General features: G+C 61.8%; 16 protein-coding genes. 7 read left to right on the top strand and 9 right to left on the bottom strand.

Annotated elements, in window-relative coordinates; translation table 11 throughout:
- Positions 1–121 precede the first annotated feature (121 nt).
- The 3 genes from Q1W40_RS10620 (at position 122) to Q1W40_RS10610 (ending at position 2,144) form a co-directional block, all read left to right on the top strand.
- Entirely contained in the window at positions 122–499 is a 378-nt protein-coding gene (locus Q1W40_RS10620; protein ID WP_300711695.1) for a VOC family protein, read from the top strand.
- Complete coding sequence (locus Q1W40_RS10615; RefSeq protein ID WP_300711694.1) at positions 496–1,374, top strand: PA4780 family RIO1-like protein kinase; 879 nt, start codon at positions 496–498, stop codon at positions 1,372–1,374. Before Q1W40_RS10620 ends, Q1W40_RS10615 begins: the two co-directional genes overlap by 4 nt.
- A gap of 80 nt (positions 1,375–1,454) precedes the next feature.
- Positions 1,455–2,144, top strand: coding sequence for a DTW domain-containing protein (locus Q1W40_RS10610; RefSeq protein ID WP_300711749.1), 690 nt, complete (start codon positions 1,455–1,457; stop codon positions 2,142–2,144).
- A 45-nt stretch (positions 2,145–2,189) separates the two neighbouring features.
- On the opposite strand, the gene Q1W40_RS10605 is transcribed toward Q1W40_RS10610, so the two are convergent.
- From Q1W40_RS10605 to Q1W40_RS10590, 4 genes are all read right to left on the bottom strand, one after another.
- On the bottom strand, positions 2,190–2,741 hold the full coding sequence (locus Q1W40_RS10605; RefSeq protein WP_300711693.1) for a PaaI family thioesterase: 552 nt from the start codon (positions 2,739–2,741) through the stop codon (positions 2,190–2,192).
- A gap of 138 nt (positions 2,742–2,879) precedes the next feature.
- Positions 2,880–3,776: a dioxygenase gene (locus tag Q1W40_RS10600; RefSeq protein ID WP_300711691.1), complete on the bottom strand. Its 897-nt coding sequence runs from the start codon at positions 3,774–3,776 to the stop codon at positions 2,880–2,882.
- 11 nt (positions 3,777–3,787) lie between these two features.
- On the bottom strand, positions 3,788–5,404 hold the full coding sequence (locus tag Q1W40_RS10595; RefSeq protein WP_300711689.1) for an AMP-binding protein: 1,617 nt from the start codon (positions 5,402–5,404) through the stop codon (positions 3,788–3,790).
- Positions 5,405–5,419: 15 nt separating this feature from the next.
- Positions 5,420–6,229: a citryl-CoA lyase gene (locus tag Q1W40_RS10590; protein ID WP_300711687.1), complete on the bottom strand. Its 810-nt coding sequence runs from the start codon at positions 6,227–6,229 to the stop codon at positions 5,420–5,422.
- 213 nt (positions 6,230–6,442) lie between these two features.
- Here Q1W40_RS10590 and Q1W40_RS10585 point away from each other — a divergent pair, with 213 nt between their 5' ends.
- Genes Q1W40_RS10585 through Q1W40_RS10570 form a run of 4 tightly spaced genes read left to right on the top strand, consistent with a single transcriptional unit; the run spans position 6,443 to position 10,973 of the window.
- Entirely contained in the window at positions 6,443–7,636 is a 1,194-nt protein-coding gene (locus Q1W40_RS10585; protein ID WP_108324900.1) for an amino acid ABC transporter substrate-binding protein, read from the top strand.
- 1 nt (position 7,637) lies between these two features.
- Complete coding sequence (locus Q1W40_RS10580; RefSeq protein WP_300711683.1) at positions 7,638–8,489, top strand: branched-chain amino acid ABC transporter permease; 852 nt, start codon at positions 7,638–7,640, stop codon at positions 8,487–8,489.
- Entirely contained in the window at positions 8,482–10,266 is a 1,785-nt protein-coding gene (locus Q1W40_RS10575; protein WP_300711681.1) for a branched-chain amino acid ABC transporter ATP-binding protein/permease, read from the top strand. Before Q1W40_RS10580 ends, Q1W40_RS10575 begins: the two co-directional genes overlap by 8 nt.
- 2 nt (positions 10,267–10,268) lie before the next feature.
- The gene (locus tag Q1W40_RS10570; protein ID WP_300711679.1) at positions 10,269–10,973 is read left to right on the top strand and encodes an ABC transporter ATP-binding protein; all 705 of its coding nucleotides are present in this window, start codon (positions 10,269–10,271) and stop codon (positions 10,971–10,973) included.
- A 26-nt stretch (positions 10,974–10,999) separates the two neighbouring features.
- Here Q1W40_RS10570 and Q1W40_RS10565 read toward each other — a convergent pair whose 3' ends face one another.
- Genes Q1W40_RS10565 through Q1W40_RS10545 form a run of 5 tightly spaced genes read right to left on the bottom strand, consistent with a single transcriptional unit; the run spans position 11,000 to position 15,029 of the window.
- A complete protein-coding gene (locus tag Q1W40_RS10565) occupies positions 11,000–11,635 on the bottom strand; it encodes a 2-dehydro-3-deoxy-6-phosphogalactonate aldolase (protein WP_300711677.1) in 636 nt (211 codons plus the stop codon).
- Positions 11,636–11,649: 14 nt separating this feature from the next.
- Positions 11,650–12,552: a 2-dehydro-3-deoxygalactonokinase gene (locus Q1W40_RS10560; protein ID WP_300711675.1), complete on the bottom strand. Its 903-nt coding sequence runs from the start codon at positions 12,550–12,552 to the stop codon at positions 11,650–11,652.
- Entirely contained in the window at positions 12,549–13,484 is a 936-nt protein-coding gene (locus Q1W40_RS10555) for a sugar kinase (RefSeq protein WP_300711673.1), read from the bottom strand. The genes Q1W40_RS10560 and Q1W40_RS10555 overlap by 4 nt, the downstream gene beginning before the upstream one ends.
- 4 nt (positions 13,485–13,488) lie before the next feature.
- Positions 13,489–14,493 (bottom strand): D-erythronate dehydrogenase, encoded by a 1,005-nt coding sequence (denD, locus tag Q1W40_RS10550; RefSeq protein WP_300711671.1) that lies wholly within the window; start codon positions 14,491–14,493, stop codon positions 13,489–13,491.
- On the bottom strand, positions 14,493–15,029 hold the full coding sequence (locus tag Q1W40_RS10545) for a hypothetical protein (RefSeq protein WP_300711669.1): 537 nt from the start codon (positions 15,027–15,029) through the stop codon (positions 14,493–14,495). Before Q1W40_RS10545 ends, denD begins: the two co-directional genes overlap by 1 nt.
- Between the last annotated feature and the right edge of the window lie 99 nt (positions 15,030–15,128).

Raw genomic sequence — 15,128 nt, 5'->3', positions numbered from 1 at the left:
GGCGGTGCAATCCCTTGGGCGACGGCATGCATGCCGCCTCATCCCCAAGCCACTCAATAGACACAGCACATGGTCCACAATCGACAGGTCCAATATCGGACTTCATTCAATGGGGATTGCAATGTTCAGCCATGTCATGGTCGGGGTGAAAGACCTCGAAGCCTCTAAAAAGTTTTACGACGCCGTGTTGGGCACCTTGGGGCAGGCCCCGGGGGTGGGCAACAACAACCGTTATTTTTACCGCAGTCCCGCCGGTTCGTTTGGCATCACCACGCCCATCAATGGCGAAGCCGCGAGCGTGGGCAACGGCAGCACCTATGGGTTCAAAGCCACTTCGATCGAGCAAGCTGATGCCTTCCACGCTGCAGGCATTGCCCATGGCGGCGTGACTTGCGAAGACCCACCCGGTTTCCGTGAAGGCCCTGCAGGCAAGCTCTACCTGGCTTATCTGCGCGACCCGGACGGCCACAAGATCTGCGTCTTGCATCGCCCTGGATGAAGGCTCCGCCAAGGCTGCAAACCCTGGTTGACGAGGGTTTGATCGACACCGTGGTCCGCCAGCTCATGAGCGGCAAAGAGGCCATGGTGTTTGTGGTGCGTTGCGGCGACGAAACCCGCTGCGCCAAAATCTACAAAGAAGCCACCCACCGCAGCTTTCGGCAGGCGGTGGATTACACCGAAAACCGCAAAGTCAAAAACTCTCGCTCGGCCCGGGCCATGGCCAAGGGCAGCAAGTTTGGCAGGCAAGAGCAAGAAGCTGCCTGGCAAAGCGCCGAGGTGGATGCGCTTTACCGCCTGGCCGCAGCCGGTGTGCGCGTGCCCCGGCCCTTCAACTTTTTTGACGGTGTTTTGCTCATGGAGCTGGTCACCGACGCGCATGGCGACGCCGCCCCGCGCCTGAACGATGTGGCCTTCACCCCCGAGCAAGCCCAGCAGCACCACGCTACCTTGATTGGCGAAGTGGTGCGCATGCTGTGCGCGGGTGTGGTGCATGGCGATTTGTCGGAGTTCAACATCTTGCTGGCGCACATCCCCGGCGAGGGCGATCTGTCCGGTGTGGACGAGCCGGTCATCATCGACTTGCCGCAAGCGGTGGACGCTGCTGGGAACAACCATGCCCAGCGCATGCTGCTGCGCGATGTGGCCAACCTGCGTGACTTCTTTGGGCAGTTCGCCCCCGATTTACGCCAGACCGAGTACGGCCCAGAAATCTGGAGCCTCTACCAAGCGGGTTTGCTGAGCAACGAGACCCCGCTGACCGGGCACTTTGAGCGTTCTACAGCCGACGTGGACATGCAGGCTGTCTTGCGCGAGATCGACGATGCGCGTGATGAAGAAGCCGCTCGCCGATTGCGCATGGCGACGGCGCTTTGATGGGACATGCTCGTTTGAAAACGCCCCACGCCGTCTCGCGCTTGCGCTCTGAGCGCTTGGCCCGCAGTGCCAAGCCCTTCATGGCCCGTGGTGGTATCAAGGGCGAGCGTTGCCCTGGCTGCCGACTGGTGCCCAGCCACTGCATCTGCGCACTGCACTCCGAGCTGCCCACGCAAGCGGGCATGTGTTTGCTCATGGCCGACATCGAGCCGCTCAAGCCCAGCAACACCGGCTGGCTGATCGCCGATGTGGTGCAAGCCACCTTCGCCTTTGCCTGGGCACGCACAGAGGTCGACCCCGCCTTGCTGGCGCTGCTGGCCGATCCGCAATGGCAGGCCTTTGTGGTGTTTCCGGGCGAATTTGTGGCGCCCGAGCGGGTGGTGCACGAGCTGCCGGTTTTGTCCGAAGGTCGGCGCCCCTTGTTCGTCTTGCTCGATGCCACTTGGCCCGAAGCCCGCAAGATGTTCCGCAAAAGCCCGTACCTGAACCATTTGCCTGTGCTCAGTTTGAACCCTGAGCAAGTGTCACGCTACCAGCTGCGCCGCTCAAGGCGGGAGGATCATTTGTGCACCAGCGAAGTGGCGTCGCTGTGCCTGGAATTGGCAGGCGAGTCTCAGGCCGCCCAGACTTTGCAGGCTTATTTGGATGTCTACACGCACCATTACTTGCAAGCCAAGCACCAGTTGCCGCCCGACCTGCAAGGGGCCGCGCACGCCCAGTGGCGAGCAGTCAGAAGCGAGATGTCGCCATCGATCGGGTCTGAACTTTGAGGCCATGCACCGTGCCCTGCGCGAAGGGTGGCATGGCGTGCCGAATCAGGCAGCAGTTTTCCCCGGCATTTCAAAAACCAGACAGGCCGTGCTGGCATGCGCGTACAGCGTGCCATCGGGGCCGACCAGGCGGGCTTCGGCGGTGGCCAGTTGGCGGCCGCAGTGCACCACTTGGCCAATGGCCCGCACGCGCTGCACTTTGGGGGTGAGGGCCTTGACCAGCTTCACGCTCAATTCGGCTGTGGTGTAACTTCGCCCCGGCGGCATCATGGTGTGCACGGCACAGCCCAGGGCCGAGTCGAGCAAGGTGGCAAACCAGCCGCCGTGCACCGTGCCCAGCGGGTTCATGTGGTCCAGCCCGGGCGTGCCCTGAAAGATGGCTTGGCCTTCACTCACCTCCACCAGCACGAAGTTCAAAGTCTTGGCGATGCTGGCGTAAGGTAGTTCACCCGACAGCAAGCCTTGCATGACGTCCAGACCTGTCTTGCCTGCCGTCTGCTCACGCGATGCCACGCCAGGACCCACGCCAGCGTCCAGGCGGGCACGCACCACGCGTTCTTCTTCGATCCAGGTTTCGAGTTCAGAGGGGCGTGTCATCTTGTGGTGAATTGGGAAAACATGGTGAAAAAAATTGATCGGCCAGCGGCTGAAAGCAAGCCGATTATTGTGTGCCTCCAAGGGGTGGCTTCTTCGCATGCTGGCCAGCGATTGCGCCAGACCGCAACGCGAAGTCGCTCATTTCAAAGCATCGGTCATGATGAAGTTGTATTCCAGGGTGAAGAAGTCCCGGTCCATGACTTTGCCATCTGGCGCCTGGCCAGGGGTCTGGGGCTTGAAGTCGGCGATCAAGGAGGGGCGAACGCCAAACACGGCATCGCTGTAGAGGTTCTTGCTGGTGCGGTCAAAGATGTGGGTGATCAGTGGACGCTGGCCAGGGGCCTGAATGCGGAAGTGCAAATGCGCAGGGCGCCAGCTTCTGCCGGTGGTGGCCTGGAGCATCTGGATGGCGGTGCCGTCTTGCGGGACGGGGTAGTCCACTGGCAAAACCGACCAGAAGCTGTAGCGTCCGTCGGCACCTGTGGTGAGGGCGGCTCGCGCCCAAGGCCCGTTTTCTTCAATCCCATCTTGCACGTCGTACAGCCCCCGATCGTCCGAATGCCACACATCGATCACGGCATTCGCCACGGGTTGACCGTGGATGTCCAAGATCTGGCCTTGTGCATACATGGGCGTGCCGGCCGCACCTGCACTGATGTCTTCGCCCATCGCAAACTGGGGCGCATTCTCGAGCAGAAAGGGGCCGACCAAGGTGGGCTCCGTGGCGTGTTCCGGACGGGGGTAGTCTTGCGTGACGGTCAGCATGGACAGGCCAAAGGCGTCCGAAAAGATCATGAATTCGTTGCGGCCCGGTGAGCACCATTTGCCGGTCTCTTCCAGAAAGCTCATGGTGAATGCCCATTCCTCTGAGGTGAGTTTGACCTCTTTGGCAAAGCTGTGGATGTGCTTGATCAAGGACAGCATCAGCTCACGCAGCCGTGGATCGGGCGTTTTCGAGTAACGCGCCAGCACCTCTTCGGTGATCAGGTGCAAGGCGTCGTAGCGGTGTTCGGTGGTGTTGGGGGTATCGCTCATGATGGAACTTTCTAGGATGAAAAATCGGTGGCCTGACGGCGCAAGTTGTCTGCGGGTTTGAGTCTGAATTTGGCGATCTTCATGGAGCCGGTGTGCGGCAGACTGTCGACCATGACGATGTAGCGGGGGCGCTTGATGGGCGACAGGTGCAACTGGGCATAGGCATGCACGACTTCGGGCGTGACGGCCGTGCCGGGACGGGGCACCACGGCCAACAAAATTTCTTCTTCGCCCAGGTCAGACGCCACACCGATTGAGGCGCATTCGAGGATGTCCGGATGGCTGCCGATGGCCGAATCGATCTCGGCGCCCGAGATGTTTTCGCCGCGGCGGCGGATGATGTCTTTCTTGCGTGTGAAGAAAAACAGGAAATCGTCGGCATCGCGCCGCACCAAGTCGCCGGTGAGGAACCAGCCGTCCTGGAAGCTGGCCGCCGTTTGCTCGGGGTCTTTGAAGTAGCCCTGCATCAGGGTGGGTGTCTTGACGGCCAGCTCGCCCACTTCGCCGATGGGCAATTCTTGTCCGTCTTCACCCATCACGCGAACTTCTGGCCATGCAATGGCCGGATCGGGGTGCGGTGATATGCAGCCCATGCTGCCCAGTTTGTGAGGGCCCATGAAAGGGTTGCTCAGCACGCCGGGGATCTCGGTCATGCCATAGCACTCGATCAACACCGGCACATGAAAGCGTTGCTGGAAAGTGTCCAGCAAATCGCGATTGAGCGGCGCCAAAAACATCTTGCGCAGGCTGTGATGGGGGGCAAATTCTTCGATCGGTCTGCGCGCCAAAATCGCCGCTGCCGACATGATCACATTGACCTCGGTGGCGCGGGTCTCGGCGGCTTGTTGCCAGAAAGTGGATGCAGAAAAACGGCGGATCAAGATCAAAGTGCCACCGCACGCCATGGCGCCGCCCAGCGAGTACATCAACGCATTGATGTGGAACAGCGGCAGCACACACATCAGACGCTCATCGGGCTGCAAATACATGCGGTGCACAAAGGCTTCGGCCGTGAGCAAGTAGCTGCGCTGGCTGTGCATCACCCCTTTGGGGAACCCGGTGGTCCCTGAGGTGTAGATGATCATGCAGGTGCTGTCGGCCGTGCCTGTGCGCGTGCTGCGGTCCGGTGTGCAGTCTTGCCATTGATGCAGCAAAGATATTTCACCCCCGGGCTGATCGTGCTCGATCACCACTTGCCAAGGCACAGCGTTCATCTGGCAAGTGGCCTCTTGCACTTTGCTCAGGGCTTCGGGTGAGCAAATCACGCCGCGCACGCCCGCATGCTCAAAAATGTATTGGGCCTCGCGTGCTTCGAACTCGGGATTGCAGGGCACCAGGATCGCGCCCACACGTGCACAGGCATTGAGCAAGACCACCGTCGCCGGATGGTTGTAGGCCATGAGCCCGATGCGGTCGCCCGCTTGCACGCCGCGCGCTAGCAACCAGGCCACGGCACGGTCGGCTTGTTCGGCACAAGCTTGCCAGCTCATGACGGTGCCCTGGTACTCCACCATGGGCTGATCGCCCAATCGGCGAAGCCGTGCCTGGAAAAATTGATCGATCGAGAAGTCGTGCGCATCAAATTGGCGAAGCACTTCCAAAGGCGCCAAAAGCGTTGTTGTGGTCATGGTGTGCAACCGGGTTCAGCGGGCCACGGGCGGGCCGTCGTAGGTCATGGCATGCTCGGCGGCGCTGGCGAGCTTGAAGCCAATGGGTCGGGTTTGCTCCTCCAGAATGTGCGCCACCAACGATGCGGTGCGTGCCAGCAAGGGGATGCCCTTGAGCGCACCGGCAGGGTAGCCCGCGTCCAGCAACACTGCAGGAATGGCCGCCGACACGTTCATCGGGAAGGGCCGACCATAGACGCCTTCGACGTGCGAGGCCAAAGCCTGCAAGGCGCGCACATGCTCGCCTGCGACGCCCCATTCGTTGGCCAGATCGATCAGTTTGGTCGCCCGTGGATCACCGAGTTTGTGCACCGGGTGGCCAAAGCCGGGCAGGGTTTGCTTGGCGGCGCGAAAAGCTTGCAGCCGTTCGCGCGCAATGTCTTCCAGTGTTTTGTCTTCTTGCGCCGCCTGCGCCAGCATCGCGATCAAGAGGTGCCCGGCTGTTTCAGAGGCGCCCAAAATCACCGGACCGCAACCCAGCAGGCCCGCAGCCACGGCGCCTTGCACCGAGTCTGGCGCTGCGGCCAGGGTCATGCGTGCGGCTTGAACGGAGGGCACCAAGCCATGCTCAGCCAATGACACCATGGTGGCATCGGCCACGCGCACCAAGTTGTCGCTGGGGGTTTCACCCGTCAACAAAAACAAAAAATACGCGGTGAAAGATTGCTGGCCAATCACATCGCGGCACAGGTCTTTGCCGCGCACGACGATGCGGTCCACCTCGGCAATGGCCATGTGCGTGGAGCCCGAAGGTGTGAATGCGCTGGAAGCGGGTGTGGTGCTCATGTTCTGGGGCTCTGTGGAATATGGAAATTGCAAATCAGGGCGTGGTGCAAACACACACCCTGCGCGTCACTGTGATGTGCATGGCCATGGATTCGCAAGCGCGTTGGCGACAGCGCTTCAACGGGTTATTCCCAATGGGCGGAAGTGGTGTGGCTTCCATAATGGATTGGCAAATTTTGCGAATTTCATCCACACAGACCTGAGGAATCAACCATGCAAAAGCGGCCTTTCCTGAAAGCACTGGGTTCGTCCTTGTTGCTCTCTTCGACTTCGACATGGCTGCATGCGCAGACCAAACCGATACGGGTCGGGAGCACCTTGTCCTTGACGGGCCCTTTGGCTGGCACGGCTGTGATGCACAAGATTGCGGGTGACATCTTCATCGAGCAATTGAACAAACGCGGCGGCTTGCTCGGTCGTCCGGTCGAGTGGGTGGTCAAGGATGACCAGTCCAAACCCGACCTTGCACGCACTTTGTACGAGCAACTGATCTCGGGCGACAACGTCGATCTGTTGATGGGCCCTTATGCCACCGCCAACTCGCTGGCGGCCATGGGCGTGGCTCAGCGCAATGGCAAGGTCTTGATCACCAATTCTTTTGGCATCCCTTCGCTGGCCAAGTACGACATGCACTTCCCCGCGTATGTCATGGGCATCGATCCGGGCACCACGGTGCCCAACACCTTGCTCGATGCCATTGCCGCTGGCGGTGCCAAGCCCCAGTCGGTGGCCATCGTCACCAGCAAATTCCCTTCGGTGGTGTTTTTGTCGGTGGGCGCACGCGAGGTCTTCAAGAAGCGCGGTCTGCGTGAAGCCTTGTGGCTGGAGTGGGAGTTCGGCAACCGCGACTTTGGCCCCATTGCTTCGCGCTTGAAGGAAGCCAATGCCGATGTGGTCTGGATCGGCTCGATCGGTGCGGAAAGCATTCAGTTGTTGGAGGCGATGAACAAGATCGATTACAAGCCCAAGATCCATTTCCACGTGTACCCCACCCCCGGGCCGCTGGCCCAATCGCCACTGGCGGCCAATGCGCTGACCTTGACCACCTTCGAGCAGCATGCGCCGTTCACCAACAACCCCGCTTATGCAGAAGCGATCAAGATGTACAACGAGCGCGCAGCCAAAGCCAATTTGCCCGACACCGTGTTCGAGTTGCAGGCGGCCAATGCCTTCACAGGTTGGCAGTTTCTGGAAGCGGGCATCAAGGGTTCAGGCAGCCTGGAAGATGCGAAGATTGCCGCATGGCTCAAGAAAAACCGTGTGGACACCATCATTGGCAAAGTCCGCTTCGATGGCCCCAACAACTACGGCGATGACCTGAACCGCATCAAGCAGTTGCAAGGTGGCAAGTGGGTCGTGATCCACCCCAAAGACGTCGCCTTGCCCGGCAGCAAGATGCAGTTCTGACATGCCCAGCGCAGGGCTGTTACTCCAAGCGCTGGCCTCTGGCGTTTTTCTCGGTGCCCTGTATGGCCTCATCGGCCTGGGCATCGGTTTGGGCTGGGGCTTGCTCAGGCAAATCAACTTGGCGCATTTCGCCTGGGTGTTCCTGTCGGCCTACATCACCTACGAGCTCAAAACGCGACTGGGTGTGGACCCGCTGCTTTCCTTGCTGGTGTTGGTGCCGCTGTTTGCGGCATTGGGCATGGCTTTGCAGTCGGTGTTCGCCCGCTTTGCCATCACGCCCTTCAATTCACTGCTGGTGACGTTTGGCATCACGGTGTCGGTGGAGGCTTTGCTGCAATGGATCTGGAGTGCCGATTTCCGTCGCATGTCTTCGGTGTATGACGAGCACAAGTTCCGTTTGGGCACTGTGGTGGTGACCTATTCCGAGGCCTTGACCTTGGGCATGTCGCTGGCCGCTGTGGCGCTGGTCTGGTGGATGCTGCACCGCACCGACATGGGCAAGTCGGTGCGCGCCAGCGCCGAAGACCCGGCGATCGCCACGGCCTTTGGCATCAACGCCAAGCGCCTGGCCGTTTTGTTGGCGGGCTTGTGTGCGGCGCTGGCCGCTTGTGCGGGCGTCTGCGTGGCTTTGACCTTCACACTCGCACCCTCGCAGATATTTGCCTGGGTCGGCGTGGTGTTCGCGGTGGTGATGATTGGCCGATTGGGCTCAGCATTGACGCCCTTGGTGGGTGGCTTGGTGATCGGCATCAGCGAGTCCATGACCCAGGCCTTGATTGCGCCCACCTGGGCGCCTTTGGTGGCGTTCACGGTGTTGATCCTGATTCTTTTGCTCAGGCGTGGTGATGAATAAGATCCAGCGAATTTCCATCCTGTTCGTGGTGTTGGCACTGCTGTTTGCGGCGCCTTACATGGGCCTTCCGGTCCACCTGCAGTCTTTGCTGTATGTGGTTTTTTTCTGGATGACGCTGGCCACCTCCTGGAACATGCTCTCGGGATACTCGGGGTATTTCTCGTTCGGCCATGGGGCATTTTTCGGTGTGGGCATGTACGGCATGGCCACGCTGGCCACCAAAGCCGACTGGCCCGTGGTGCCTGCCGCGCTGGGCAGCGGATTGCTCGCGGCGCTGCTGGCTTTGGCCATCGGGGCGCTGGTGTTCAATGTGCGCAAAATCCGTGGTGAATCGTTCGCCCTGATCACGCTGGCGGTGGGCTTTGTGCTGGCCACGGTGGTGGTCAACACGCCCATCGATGGTGGCCCTGGGGTCTACCTGATGGGTGTCCATTTGCCGCAGTGGGGGCCCAAACCCGCGTCCACCTTTTATTACGCCAGTTTGGTCTTGACGGTCTTGTGCGTTGCCGTGGCCTGGCGGCTGTTCCATGCCCGCGCGGGGCTGGGCTTGCTGGCCATCCATGACGATGAGGATGCCGCCGAGGTCAATGGTGTGCCGACCTTCTGGCTCAAGATGGGCGCTTTTGCGCTCTCGAGTTTCTTTGCCGGGGTCATGGGCGCCATCCATGCTTTGTACGTGTCGTATGTCACGGTGGGGGAGACTTTCAACATCACCGTCCCCTTGACCGTGGTGCTCATGAGCGTGCTGGGCGGCAGCCGCCACTGGGCCGGTCCCATGGTGGGCGGCATTTTGATCACGCTCTTGCTCAACGCCTTCACCGCCGGTGAGAGCGCGCTGATCGGCAAGGTCATCATTGGCCTGGTGCTGGCGGGGGCTGTGCTGGTCATGCCGCGTGGCATTTTGGGCACTTGGCAGTTGCGTCAACACAAGCGCTTGATCCAGAACCAGCGTGAGCCCGCTGCTGGGCATGGTGAATCCGTGCATGGCCAGCCGGATGAGCTGGTGCTGGAGCGACCTTTGACACGCCCGGCCGATGCCCCCGACCGCGAGAAAGTGCTGGAAGTGCGTGGCCTGAGCAAGCAGTTTTCGGGCATCCGTGCCTTGAATGGGGTGGACCTTGATTTGTACCGCGGCGAGATTTTGGGCTTGCTCGGCCCCAACGGTTCGGGCAAGTCGACCTTCATCAACGTGGTCACTGGCCATTACAAGCCGACCGAGGGCACGGTGCTTTTGCGTGGTCAATCCTGTGCCGGTTGGCCTGCCCACCGCATTCGCAGGCAAGGCTTGTCGCGCACCTACCAAATCCCGCGTCCATTCAATGGCTTGACGGTCTTGCAAAACGTCACCCTGGCCGCGCATTACGGCGGCGCGCGCCTGACGGATGCGCAGGCCCTGGCCGAGGCGCAAGAGTGGATGCTGTTCACTGGTTTGCAGGACAAAGGCGATCATTTCCCTGATGAGCTCAACCTGCACCAGCGCAAGTTCCTGGAGCTGGCACGCGCTTTGGCGGCGCGCCCGCAAGTGCTCCTGCTCGATGAGGTCTTGTCGGGTTTGACGCCGTCGGAGATCGGTGCCGCCGTGCAGACGATTCGTCGCATCCGCGAGCGTGGCACCTCCATCGTGTTTGTCGAACACGTGATGAGTGCCGTGCTGGCCCTGTCGGACAGGCTGGTGGTGCTCAACCAAGGTGAAGTCATTGCCGAGGGCCACCCTCAAGATGTGATGTCCCGTCCCGAGGTGGTCCGGGCTTATCTGGGTGATGAGGCGGCGGTGTAACCATGCTCCAAATAGAACAAATCCAAGTCAATTACGGCGCGGCACCTGCCCTGTGGGACGTGTCCATGCAGATCGAGGCTGGCGAGCTGGTCTCGGTCATCGGCCCCAACGGCGCTGGCAAGACCACTTTGATCAATGCGGTCATGGGCCTGTGCCCGCTCAAGTCGGGCCACATCGCCTGGGAAGGCGAGACGGTTTCGGCCTTGCCGGCGCACCGCTTGTGTGAAAGAGGCCTGGCCCTGGTGCCCGAAAGCCGACGCTTGTTCACCGGCATGACGGTGCGTGAAAACCTGGAGCTGGGGGCCATGCACCCGGCCGCACGCGCGGTGCGCGACCGGACATTGGAGCAGGTGTGTGAGCTGTTTCCCGCCGTGCGGGCCAAGCTCGGTCAAGTGTCGGGCACCTTGTCGGGCGGTCAGCAGCAAATGGTGGCCATCGGGCGGGCCATGATGGCGTTGCCCCGTTTGTTGTTGCTCGATGAGCCTTCCTTGGGTCTGGCGCCCAGCATCGTGGGCGAGATGTTCCGGGCCATCGAAGCCATCCACCGCAGCGGCACGGCCGTGATGCTGGTGGAGCAAAACGTCAGCCGTGCGCTGGCGATTTCACAGCGCACCTATGTGCTGGAAAACGGCCGTGTAGTCACTTCGGGCGTCTCGTCCGAGCTGAGCCGCCGCGACGAAATCCGCAAGGCCTATTTGGGCATTTGATCTCGGCGTTTGATGTTGGCCTTGGATCAGCCCCGCAGGGCCTGAACGAAGCGCTGCGCGGCCTCGCGCACCTGCTGCTCGGTGCATCCGGGCTTGTACAAAGCCGAGCCCAAACCAAAACCGTTGGCACCCGCGCTCAGGTAGGAGGCCATGTTGTCGGGGGTGATGCCGCCCACAGGCAGCAGCTGCACCTCGGCGGGCAAAACAGCGCGCATGGCCTTGAGCACGGTGGGGGTGATCAATTCCGCCGGGAAAAGTTTGAGCGCATGCGCACCTGCAGCCAAGGCCGCAAAGGCCTCGCTGGGTGTGGCCACGCCGGGCACGCAGGCCAGGCCCAGGCGCACGGCTTCGTGCACCACAGCGGGGTCAAAGTGCGGCGAGATGATGATGCGACCGCCTGCGGCGTGCACCTCGCGCACCTGGGCTGTGCTCAGCACGGTGCCTGCACCGATCAGGTGGTTCGGGTGCTCTGCGGCCAAGGCTGCGATGCTGTCCAGCGGGCGCGGTGAATTCAGTGGGACTTCGATCAAGGCAAAACCGCTGTCCACGAGGGCATGGCCAATGGCGGGAGCCTCTTGCGGTGTCAGGCCCCGCAAGATGGCGACCAGCGGCAGCTGCTGGAGGGCGCGTGAAAATTGTTCGGGGATGGCGAGGGTGTTCATGGTGTGGTGTTCCGTCAGGCCGTCAGTTCTTGGGCCAGTGCGGCATGGCCGGCCCAGGTGGCTTCGTCGCCCAGGCGCTGGCTGGTCAGCCCCAAGCTGTGCAAAGCCGCCGCGTAGCGCTGCGTGAGCAAGGCGCTGCCCACCAGCAGCACGGTGCTGCCGGGTCGGGCCATGGCGCGCAGTTCCTCGCCGATCAACAGGCCCGACAAAAAAGACGGGTGTTGCGCAGCAGGCAGGCTGCCAAACAGGGCCAGGGTGCGGGTGGCGAAAATGCTGGACAAAACACTGGGTGTGCGTTGCGCCAACTGCACGCCGTGCACAAAAGCGTCTTCGTGCCAGGGGGCATCGGCAGGCAATGTGCGCGAGAGGATGGAATGCTGGCTCAGCAAGGCAAACACCTCGCCGGTCATGAAGCTGCGAAAGCCCGTCACGCGGCCTTGCGCGACCTGCGCCCATTTGCTGTGCGTGCCGGGCAAGACCACGGTGGCATCGCGCAGACCGGTCAAGGCCAGCGCACCGAAAATCTGGATTTCTTCGCCGCGCATCACATCGTGCTGCGGCACGGGCAAGCCGTCATCGTGCAGGCAGCTCAGGCCGGGCACGATCGCCAGTCGGTCTGCTTGCACCCAGAGCAGCCGCGCCGTGAGTTCGTCAAAGCCTGCAGGGCAAGGGCAGTAGGGCGCTTCTTGCCAACCCTGCTGGCTGCCCGCCATGCCCGAGATCAGGCACAGGGCGCCTTGGGCCTGCATCCAGTCGCCAAAGCATTCTTGAAACACAGCATCAAACTGGCCGGGGGCCACGGTCATGATGCCGCGTGGGAATTGTCGCGATTCAAGGACCTGGCCTGCCGCACCCAGCCGCGCCCCGCGCAAGCTGCTGGTGCCCCAGTCCACGGCGATCAAGGTGCGCTGGCTCATGACCGTAGGTATTTCATCACCGTATCGGGGCGGGGCAAAGGGGCCACAGCGCCATAGCCTTGCACCGACAAGGCAGCCGCCGCGTTGGCATAGGCGGTTGCGGTCCACAAGTCATCGCCTTGGGACAATCGAGCCAGCAGGTTGCCCGCAAAGCAGTCACCCGCGCCTGTCGCGTCCACCGCTTGAACGGCCAGCCCGGGCACACGCCGCTGGGTTTGGCCATCGGATGCCAAGGCCCCCTCCGCCCCGAGCTTGAGCACCACCTGCTGCGCACCTTGGGCATGGCTCCAGGCGATGATGGCCTGGGGCTCGGTCAAACCGGTCAGGGCCGTGATGTCTTCCAGGCTGGGCAAAAACAAATCACACAGACCGATGGCGTGGGTGATGCACGCTTGCGCGCGGGCCAGCGGCCACAGCGACAAGCGCAAATTCGAATCCAGGGCCACACGTGTGCCTGAGGCGCGGGCCAGCTGCATCGCCGCGAAAGCCGTGTCACAGGCCGATGCCGAAATCGCGAGGCTGATGCCCGACACGTGCAGCCAGCGGCTGGCCGCTATGGCGCTATGCCATGTGGCGGCATCGGCCGCTTGCATGCGGCTGGCGGCCGATCCGGCGCGGGCGTAGCTGAAGTGGTGGCCTTGCGCATCGTGGCTGACAAAGTACATGCCGGTGGGGGCGTTGACATCGCGCAGCACGGCATCCGTGTTCACGTTTTCGCTGTGCCACAAATCCATCAGGCGGTCGCCCCAGCGGTCGGTGCCCAGGCGCGTCAGGTAAGCCACTTGTGCGCCAGCCCTTGCGGCGGCAATGGCGGCATTGCTGGTGTCGCCGCCGAAGCCTTGCAAATACAAAGGGGGCTCGGCCTGGGTCTGGTTGAACTCGACCATGGCCTCGCCCAAGGCGACGATGTCCCTCGATTTTCCGCTGCTCATGGTTTCAGGCCAGACCTTTCAAGGCATCGGCCGGGTAGCCGGGGCGGGTCTTGCAGTCTTCGATGTACTGTTCAATGATGGTTTCAAAGCTGTCGTCGGCACGCAGGCCCAGCGCATGAGCGCGCTCGAAGGTGCAGCCCTTGGCCCAGTTGTCCACGATGCCGGCGATACGTTCGTCTTTCTCAAAAGTCACGCGGGCACGCACGGCGGGGCCAGCGACTTTTTCCAGGGCGGCCAGCATGTCGCTGACCTTCACATTCAAGCCTGGCAGGTTCAGCGCCATGCGGCCACCGAAGGCTTCGCGGCTGGCTTCGAACACGGTGATCAAACCCTTGACGGTGTTGCCTGGTGAAGAAATCGGGTGCGACACGTGGGCATCCACCGGGCAGGTAGAAGCCGTGCCCGCCAGAGGCTCACGGATGATGCCGCTGAAAAACGAAGACGCTGCGCCATTGGGCTTGCCCGGGCGAACCGCCACGGTCATCAGCCGTGCAGCGCGACCGTCGATGTAGCCCTTGCGGGTGTAGTCGGCCACCATGTACTCGATCATCAGCTTGTGCGTGCCGTAAGACGTTTGCGGCGTGGGCAAAGTGGTGTCGGCCACCAGCGCAGGCATGGGGTTGGCCGCATCAGGACCAAACACGGCCACCGAGCTGGCAAACACCAAGCGTGAGGCTTTTCCCGAGGCGCGGATGCTGTCGAGCAGCAAGCGCGAGCTGTCCACGTTGGAGCGCAGGCCCAGGTCAAAGTCGAGTTCGCACTCGCCCGACACTGCTGACGCGAGGTGGAACACGCCATCAAAGCCGCTTTTGAACAAATCGCCTTGCGCCAGCATGGGGCCAGCATGGCCCTTGACCCGTGGGTCGGCCAGCAGGTCTGCTGGGGCAGGGAACAGGTCGGCAATCACCAGTTCGGTCACAGTTTGGCCATTGAGCTGGCCTTTTTTCAAAATCTCGCGCGCCAAGCGGGCACCCAAAAATCCGGCACCGCCGGTGATCAAAATACGCATCAAAATTCTCCTGAAAAATTGAATGAATAGGGTGTGACGGTCATGCCAGACTTGGTCCGACATCCATCTTCAGCCGTCATGCCGGACTTGATCCGGCATCCACGGTGGTTGAGCGATGGATCCCGGGTCAAGCCCGGGATGACAGAATTGGTGATGCCCCGGACGACAGAAGCGGTCGTGCCCTGCGGGTATGTCATGCCGGACTTGATCCGGCATCCACGGTGGTTGGGCGAAGGATCCCGGGTCAAGCCCGGGATGACAGAATTGGTTATGCCCAGGACGACAGAAGCGGTCGTGCCCTGCGGGTATGTCATGCCGGACTTGATCGGGCATCCACGGTGGTTGAGCGATGGATCCCGTGTCAAGCCCGGGATGACAGAATTGGTTATGCCCAGGACGACAGAAGCGGTCGTGCCCTGCGTGTATGTCATGCCGGACTCGATCCGGCATCCACGGTGATTGGGCGATGGATCCCGGGTCAAGCCCGGGATGACAGACGCGGACAAGTCCGGGATGACCGGGTTGATGTGGGCCATCAATGGTTGTCTTTGGGCACGGCCGCGCCGCGCTGTCCGACCAAAAAGTCCATGTCGGCGCCTTCGTCGGCTTGCAGCACATGGTCGATGTAGAGCTTC

This window comes from Limnohabitans sp., assembly GCF_030158565.1.
Classification (GTDB): Bacteria; Pseudomonadota; Gammaproteobacteria; order Burkholderiales; family Burkholderiaceae_C; genus Limnohabitans_A.
This window is presented reverse-complemented; position numbering and strand designations above follow the sequence as displayed.

Bases quoted from the DNA above. Each gene is read 5' to 3' on its own strand.
- Q1W40_RS10560 (WP_300711675.1), bottom strand. From the start codon at position 12,552: ATGAGCCAGCGCACCTTGATCGCCGTGGACTGGGGCACCAGCAGCTTG.
- Q1W40_RS10575 (WP_300711681.1), top strand. From the start codon at position 8,482: ATGAATAAGATCCAGCGAATTTCCATCCTGTTCGTGGTGTTGGCACTG.
- Q1W40_RS10545 (WP_300711669.1), bottom strand. From the start codon at position 15,029: ATGGCCCACATCAACCCGGTCATCCCGGACTTGTCCGCGTCTGTCATC.
- Q1W40_RS10615 (WP_300711694.1), top strand. From the start codon at position 496: ATGAAGGCTCCGCCAAGGCTGCAAACCCTGGTTGACGAGGGTTTGATC.
- denD (WP_300711671.1), bottom strand. From the start codon at position 14,493: ATGCGTATTTTGATCACCGGCGGTGCCGGATTTTTGGGTGCCCGCTTG.
- Q1W40_RS10600 (WP_300711691.1), bottom strand. From the start codon at position 3,776: ATGAGCGATACCCCCAACACCACCGAACACCGCTACGACGCCTTGCAC.
- Q1W40_RS10620 (WP_300711695.1), top strand. From the start codon at position 122: ATGTTCAGCCATGTCATGGTCGGGGTGAAAGACCTCGAAGCCTCTAAA.
- Q1W40_RS10610 (WP_300711749.1), top strand. From the start codon at position 1,455: ATGGCCCGTGGTGGTATCAAGGGCGAGCGTTGCCCTGGCTGCCGACTG.
- Q1W40_RS10590 (WP_300711687.1), bottom strand. From the start codon at position 6,229: ATGAGCACCACACCCGCTTCCAGCGCATTCACACCTTCGGGCTCCACG.
- Q1W40_RS10565 (WP_300711677.1), bottom strand. From the start codon at position 11,635: ATGAACACCCTCGCCATCCCCGAACAATTTTCACGCGCCCTCCAGCAG.
- Q1W40_RS10605 (WP_300711693.1), bottom strand. From the start codon at position 2,741: ATGACACGCCCCTCTGAACTCGAAACCTGGATCGAAGAAGAACGCGTG.
- Q1W40_RS10555 (WP_300711673.1), bottom strand. From the start codon at position 13,484: ATGAGCAGCGGAAAATCGAGGGACATCGTCGCCTTGGGCGAGGCCATG.
- Q1W40_RS10570 (WP_300711679.1), top strand. From the start codon at position 10,269: ATGCTCCAAATAGAACAAATCCAAGTCAATTACGGCGCGGCACCTGCC.
- Q1W40_RS10580 (WP_300711683.1), top strand. From the start codon at position 7,638: ATGCCCAGCGCAGGGCTGTTACTCCAAGCGCTGGCCTCTGGCGTTTTT.
- Q1W40_RS10595 (WP_300711689.1), bottom strand. From the start codon at position 5,404: ATGACCACAACAACGCTTTTGGCGCCTTTGGAAGTGCTTCGCCAATTT.
- Q1W40_RS10585 (WP_108324900.1), top strand. From the start codon at position 6,443: ATGCAAAAGCGGCCTTTCCTGAAAGCACTGGGTTCGTCCTTGTTGCTC.